Origin of the sequence: Halopseudomonas pelagia CL-AP6, from assembly GCF_000410875.1 — a bacterium.
Lineage (GTDB): Bacteria > Pseudomonadota > Gammaproteobacteria > Pseudomonadales > Pseudomonadaceae > Halopseudomonas > Halopseudomonas pelagia.
In genome coordinates this window covers 105,893-112,432 of record NZ_AROI01000035.1, presented here as the reverse complement: position 1 = coordinate 112,432, position 6,540 = coordinate 105,893, and the positions used below count along the sequence as shown (strand labels likewise).

Below are 6,540 nucleotides of genomic sequence, written 5' to 3'. Positions count from 1 at the left end.
GTTTTTACACACTCTGGGCCAGAAGCGGATTCCCGATTTCTGTGAGAGAATCCGAATCAGTTTACTCAAGCTAGAACGGACTCGATCTTATATGGAATTGAATCGCCCAACTCTCTACGACATTGCATGTCACTTCTGCGTCAGTGGCATAACGGGCGCGACCATTCCCTACACTCGCCTGAGTAATATCCTCGAAAGCATGTTTCATGAACGACCGCTCACTGCATTGTCTCTGAGCTACTTACAGCAGCAAAATCTCAACGAACTGCATCAACTTGCGAGCGGCCATATCACATATGAAGCCTTCATCGAGGCTTTAGACCCAGTGTTAGTAGCTCGCGAGCAGGCAGCCAGATTAGAGCACCAAGTCAAGGAAGTAGAGCGACTGACTCAGGAAGCCGAGCTGGCAAAACGCAAGCGCGAAGCAGCAAAGGCTGCCCGTATTGCTCGCAAGGTGAAGTACGATTATGAGTGCGAGGCTGCTGAGACAGCTCGTGTTGCTCGAGAAACCGAGTTGGCGGAGCAGCGCGAGCGTAATTGCGAGGCTGCTGAGGCCATGTACAACGCTCGCATCAGCGAACCCGGCTCCATAGCTCCAACCCCCTACGATATTGCCCGGCACTACCGGATGAGCAACGCGCAAAGTGCAATTACATCGCCACTGAGTAATATTCTGGAAGCGCTCTATAAAGGTCTTCCGCTATCTGTAGCATATCTCAACTACCTCAAGATCAAGGGGTTCTCCCGGCTGTATGCACTAGCCATTGGTCAAACCACCTACGAGTCCTATATTTCAGACATTGATGCAGCGGAAGCTGCCGAAATCGTTCGCCTCGAACTGGCTGAAGCTCAAAGACGCCGGCGAGAGGCTACCGAGGCCGAACGCCTTGCTCGCGAAAGCGATCCGGCATACATCCTGCGCAAGAAATACGGGATTCTTGCCAACGCTCAGTCATTGAAGCGGCGATTGATGGATATCCTCCAGAACCTGGAGGTCGGCAACCGAATGGCAGCTGATGACCTCGTTTGGCTCAAAACCGAGGGCAACGTGTATTTCACTCAGGAACTTCGGGAGGCCTACCATATGCGCGAAGCCGAATTCGCCAGCAATGAGTACCGGCGCACCCTAGACCCGTGGAACGCAATCAACGCCAGTGGTCACTTCCGAAAATGCAATCAGCCTGAATCGGCACTTGAAATACTCGCTTGTGTGCCGGCCAACAGACTCAAACTGCCCAAGCTCCACTCAGCTATGTGCACTACCCGCGGCGGAGCCATGCGTGACCTGGGGCGTCGTGAAGAGGCACTTCAGCTCGGCAAGCAGGGGCATGAGTTACAACCGAGAAACTTCAGACCATGCACTTTGATAGGTGCTGTGTGCATGGAGCTAGGCGACTATGCAGCCGGGAATGATTGGTACGCCAAGGCTGAGGAGCGCGGTGCCAGCAAAGAGATCATCGACACCGAACTGCGAGGCATCTTCCTGCGGGCGGACAAAGCTTGGCGCGAAAGAATGCGGGCGTCCTTGCTGGCAAAAGATCCAGACCGTTACCGCTGGGTGAATGAGAAGAAATATTTTAGTGGATCGTTGCCAATTTCGAAGGCTAAACCAAGCATCCGCTGATTGTTAGCTGGAGTCCCTTTGAAAGTCCGCTTCTGGCCGGGAGCAGTCATTGCTTTATCGAATGGGCACAACCTTTCTCGCATTTTCTGGGTTAACAGAAGCGACAGAAAGGCTTCCAGTGGCGGCCTGATCAATATGCTGACTCCACCATTCCATCATTGGTCTGCGCCGTTCAATGTAGTCAGCACGGTTATAAGCGCTTCTGACCTCATTCTTGTCTACGTGCGCCAGGGCTACTTCAATCAGTTCAGGGTCAAATCCATGCTCGTTGAGAACGGTGCTGGCAATAGAGCGCATGCCGTGGCTTACCAGTCGGCCAGCAAAGCCCATGCGCTTAAGGGCCATGTTAGCGGTCTGGCTATTGCAGTGAGTGCGTGGATCGCGATCAGCCGGGAAAACGAACTCTCTATGCCCGCTGAAAGGCTTCACTGCATCCAGGATGGAGAGTGTTTGATCTGTTAGCGGCACGATGTGCGGACGACGCTTTTTCATGCGCTCTGCCGGGATAGTCCAGATCTTCTTATCAAAGTCGATGTCAACCCAGCGTGTGGTTGCTGCCTCTACTGGTCGGGTCATTGTGTGCAGCTGCCATTCGATCAAGGCACGGGTAGTGCGTTTGATGCTCGCATTGGCGATGGCAATCATTAGCTCTGGCAACTCTTCTGGACTAAGAGCTGCCATGTTCTGTTTCTTTGGCTTTTTGAAGACTGCTCTAATGCCGCTGAGGGGATTGGCGAGTACAAGACCTGAATTGACTGCATAGGTCATGATTTCGTTCAGCCGCTGAGACAGGCGCTTCACTGTTTCCAAACTGCCTTTAGCTTCAATGGGGCGAAGAAGCTCGATGACTTTCGGCGCTGTAACGCTAGATACCTGGGTATCTCCAAGATCCGGGAAGACATGCAGCGTCAGTGACCGCCAAATGTCTTCGGCATAGGCTGGTGTGACGTCCGTTTTCTTGAGATCAAACCAGGCTCCGGCAACTTTTCTCAAGGTGTGCTCGCTGGCAGCTTTTTGCTGCTGGCGGGTGTTATCTCGCTGTTCCTTAGGATCGGTTCCCTGAGAAATCAGCTGTCTTGCATCGATGGTGAGCTTGCGAGCTTGTGAAAGTGAGATTTCGGGATAGGTTCCAAGTCCCATGTTGAGACGCTTTTTGGTCACCGGGTGGTAGTAGTTGAAATTCCAGAGCTTAGAGCCATTGCTTCTCACTCGCATTTGAAGGCCGTCGCCATCACCTAAGACGTAATCCGTCTTTGCGGGGGCGGCATTCTTCACCTTGGCTTCGGTGAGACGTATGGCTTTGCCTGACATTTTGGTATTCCAGCGGCGTCTTTGGTATTCCAAAAAATACCATGTGAATGCTTGGAATACCATTTGGAATACCAGAAGTGCTGGCTGCTGTTGGACGTATATGGACACTGATGGATGCTAAGTTATTGATTTATATAAGCTTCAGGCGCAAAAAAAGACGTCCGGAGACGTCTTTAGATGTATATTTGGTGGAGCCGGGGGGATTTGAACCCCCGTCCGCCAGTCCGCCGCTATCGGTTCTACATGCTTAGCCATCTCAACTGAGTTAACTCCTCACCGCCCGAGTGGCAGGGTGTTTGGAGCGAGTTACGTAATGTTTAGCCGCTTCGTCCGTAACATACTAGGCGACGATTCTGTTCTATATGACAATCATTTCGAGTTTACAGACATCCTCTAATGATTGCTGGAGCCGAAGCTACCAGAAGTGCGACTAGGCTGCTTACGCAGCTAGTTGGGCACCGTAATTGTCATCATTGGCAATTATATAGGTTTGCAACAGTTTATTTACGAGTTCTGTTACCAACTCGGCATGCCCCTCCAGTTTTGTAACCGTCGTCGAATCCAAATCGGCCCCAAAACCATCATGGTCTTTCATACAGACTTAATTGTACGCGAAAGGTTCCCTGCTTCATAGAGTGCTGCTCAGCCTGAGAGACGGCGAGGGAAGAGGTGGACAAAAAAATGCCCCGCAGAGCGGGGCAGAAGTTCTTGCTTGCTTGGCCTCACGCCGGATTGGTGGAACTGACCAGTCCGGTATGCATACATTGACTGAGGCGCTGGCAGAAAGTTCACGTGCGCCACAAAAAAAATATCAGCCTGGCGAATATGCTGCCTTTAACGACTGTTATCGCGCACAACCCGCTGTTTTTCTCTGGCCCAGTCGCGCTCTTTCTCGACCTGACGCTTGTCGAAGTCTTTCTTGCCGCGTACCAGCGCTATCTCGCATTTGACCAGATGGTTCTTCCAGTAAAGGGCCAACGGTACGCAGCTGAAACCCTTTTGCTGTACGCCAGTGATCAACTTATCCAGTTCCCGTGCGTTCAGTAGTAGTTTGCGCGTGCGGGTTGGGTCGGCGATCACGTGGGCGCTGGCGGTTTGCAGCGGGGTGATGTGGGCGCCGAGCAAAAATGCTTCGTTGTTCTTGAGAAGGATATAGCTATCCACCAGCTGAACCTTGCCGGCACGCAAGCTCTTCACTTCCCAGCCGGTCAGTGCGATACCGGCCTCGAAGCGATCCTCGACAAAATATTCGTGTTTGGCCTTTTTGTTCAGCGCGATGTTGCCGCTGTTGGCCTGGGGTTTCTTTTGATTGCTCATAGGCGGCGCATTATAGGGCCTGATGCCCAGTTCGGCTACACGGGCCTTGTGAGCGCTGATCAAAATCTGGACAATGCCCCTCTTTTTTCTAAACGAAACTGGTGTGTATTCATGGCCAACGAGCGCATTTCAATACACGGCGTATGGACCAGCCGCTGGGTTTTTATTCTGGCGGCAACGGGTTCAGCCGTGGGCCTGGGGAATATCTGGAAGTTTCCCTACATGGCTGGGGTGTATGGCGGCGGTGCATTTGTACTGGTCTATTTGGTCTGTATTGCGCTGATTGGTCTACCGATCATGCTCGCAGAAACAGTGCTGGGCCGCCGCGGACGCCAGAGCCCGGTCAATACATTGCGCAGCTTGGCGCTGCAGGCTGGAGCGTCCCCGCACTGGTCCTGGGTAGCAATGATGGGCATGGTGGCAGCGCTGTTGATCCTCTCGTTTTACAGCGTGGTGGCGGGCTGGTCGCTGGATTACATCATCGGCATGGGGCGTGGGGAGTTTGTCGGGATCGACGGTGCGAGCGCGGGCGCGCGATTTGGCGGCCTGACCGCTGACCCCTTGCGGCTGACGCTCTGGCACACTCTGTTTATGCTGGTCACGGCAATAATCATTGCTCGTGGCGTGGTCGCCGGGCTTGAGAAGAGTTTGCGGATCATGATGCCGCTGCTGTTCTTGCTGCTGATTATTCTGCTCGGCTACAGCATGACCACCGGCCATTTCATGCAGGGCCTGACATTTCTGTTTCACTTTGATCTGAGTGAAGTGCCTGACGGCATTCTCGCCGCCATGGGGCACGCCTTCTTCACCTTGAGTATCGGGGTGGGCTCGATCATGGTGTTTGGCTCCTATATGCCGAAAAAATCCTCTATCGGCGGAACAGTCATGACAGTGGCGCTATTGGATACCGTAGTGGCGCTAACCGCAGGTATGGCGTTGTTTCCAATCGTCTTTGCTGCGGGCCTGGAACCCGGCGGTGGGCCTGGGTTGATGTTTGTTACGCTGCCAATTGCGTTTGGCAATATAGCCATGGGCCAGGTATTCGGGCTGCTGTTTTTTGTGCTGGTGGCGGTTGCTGCTTGGAGCTCGGCCATCTCGATGCTAGAGCCAGCAGTGGCCTATTGGGTTGAACGTACGGGGCGCACTCGCGCGCAGATTACCGCACTGATCGCGCTGATCTGTTGGGTGGTTGGTCTGGGTACCGTGTTGTCCTTCAACGTGTTGTCCGACGCCCGTTTCTTTGTGACTGACGAAGGCGGTTGGACATTCTTTCGCTGGGGCGCTGAGGGTGGCAAAACGGTGTTTGAAAGCATCGATTACCTGACCAGTCGAATCATGTTGCCTTTGGGTGGGCTGCTTTTTGCGGTGTTTGCCGGCTGGATTCTGGGGCGTGAGGTGTTTCGTGCCGAGCTGGCGCTACGCCACCCACGGCTGTTCCCGGTGGTATATTGGCTGTTACGCTACGTGGCTCCAGTAGGGGTTCTGATTGTATTTGTGACCGAACTGCTTAAATGAAGAGGCTTTGATACCAAGCTATGACTCATATCCAGCGTTCAGCGTTGCTGCCTTATCCGGCACAGCGCTTGTATGACCTGGTCAACCGGGTGGAACGGTATCCCGAATTTCTGCCCTGGTGTGCTCAGGCAGATATTCTGCATGAGGCTGATACCGAAATGCGCGCGCGCCTGACAGTGGCCAAGGCGGGGATGAGCCAGGCGTTTACTACTCGTAACGCACTGATCCCCGGTCAGCGCATCGAACTGCGTCTGGAAGATGGCCCATTCAGCGAGCTGCATGGCGTGTGGGAATTCAAGATGCTCGGCGAGCATGCCTGCAAAATCAGTCTTGATTTGCACTTCAACTATGCCGGGCCGTTGATCAAGGCAACGTTGGGGCCGCTGTTTAATCAGGCTGCTAACAATATGGTCGAGGCCTTTTGTCAGCGCGCCAAAGAGCTGTACGGTAATGGATAAGACATTGGTGGTGGAGGTGGCCTACGCGTTGCCGCACAAACAGAAGATACTCAGCGTGACCGTACCGGAAGGCACTACCGCCTGGGAAGCGGTGCAGCAGTCGGGCATCGAGAAGCATTTCCCGGAGTTGGATCTGGATACTCTCTCGGTAGGTATTTTTGGTAAGGCGTTGGCTAAGCCCGCAGAACGGGTGTTGCAGTCAGGGGAGAGGGTGGAAATCTATCGACCTCTGATCGCAGACCCCAAAGAAGTCCGCAAGCAGCGTGCGGCCAAGGCCAAGGCGGCCAAGGACGGAGAGTAGGGCTGTCACTCGAC

Annotated in this window: 6 protein-coding genes and 1 other RNA gene; 4 read left to right on the top strand and 3 right to left on the bottom strand. The window is 53.7% G+C overall.

Features of this window, described 5'->3' with window-relative positions:
- On the top strand, positions 1-1,624 hold a 1,624-nt coding region (locus K787_RS24440; RefSeq protein WP_235801964.1), incomplete at its 5' end, for a tetratricopeptide repeat protein.
- 54 nt (positions 1,625-1,678) lie between these two features.
- Here K787_RS24440 and K787_RS0120025 read toward each other — a convergent pair.
- From K787_RS0120025 to smpB, 3 genes are all read right to left on the bottom strand, one after another.
- Positions 1,679-2,935, bottom strand: coding sequence for an integrase domain-containing protein (locus tag K787_RS0120025; RefSeq protein WP_022964593.1), 1,257 nt, complete (start codon positions 2,933-2,935; stop codon positions 1,679-1,681).
- Positions 2,936-3,121: 186 nt separating this feature from the next.
- Positions 3,122-3,509: a transfer-messenger RNA gene (ssrA, locus tag K787_RS24895) on the bottom strand.
- Between the two features lie 260 nt (positions 3,510-3,769).
- Positions 3,770-4,252 carry an SsrA-binding protein SmpB gene (gene smpB, locus K787_RS0120015; protein WP_028615148.1) on the bottom strand — a complete coding sequence of 161 codons (483 nt, stop codon included), beginning with the start codon at positions 4,250-4,252 and terminating at the stop codon, positions 3,770-3,772.
- Positions 4,253-4,363: 111 nt separating this feature from the next.
- Here smpB and K787_RS0120010 point away from each other — a divergent pair, with 111 nt between their 5' ends.
- Genes K787_RS0120010 through K787_RS0120000 form a run of 3 tightly spaced genes read left to right on the top strand, consistent with a single transcriptional unit; the run spans position 4,364 to position 6,526 of the window.
- Entirely contained in the window at positions 4,364-5,767 is a 1,404-nt protein-coding gene (locus tag K787_RS0120010) for a sodium-dependent transporter (protein ID WP_022964590.1), read from the top strand.
- Positions 5,768-5,787: 20 nt separating this feature from the next.
- Positions 5,788-6,225 (top strand): type II toxin-antitoxin system RatA family toxin, encoded by a 438-nt coding sequence (locus K787_RS0120005; protein ID WP_022964589.1) that lies wholly within the window; start codon positions 5,788-5,790, stop codon positions 6,223-6,225.
- Positions 6,218-6,526 carry an RnfH family protein gene (locus K787_RS0120000; protein WP_022964588.1) on the top strand — a complete coding sequence of 103 codons (309 nt, stop codon included), beginning with the start codon at positions 6,218-6,220 and terminating at the stop codon, positions 6,524-6,526. Before K787_RS0120005 ends, K787_RS0120000 begins: the two co-directional genes overlap by 8 nt.
- Positions 6,527-6,540 lie beyond the last annotated feature (14 nt).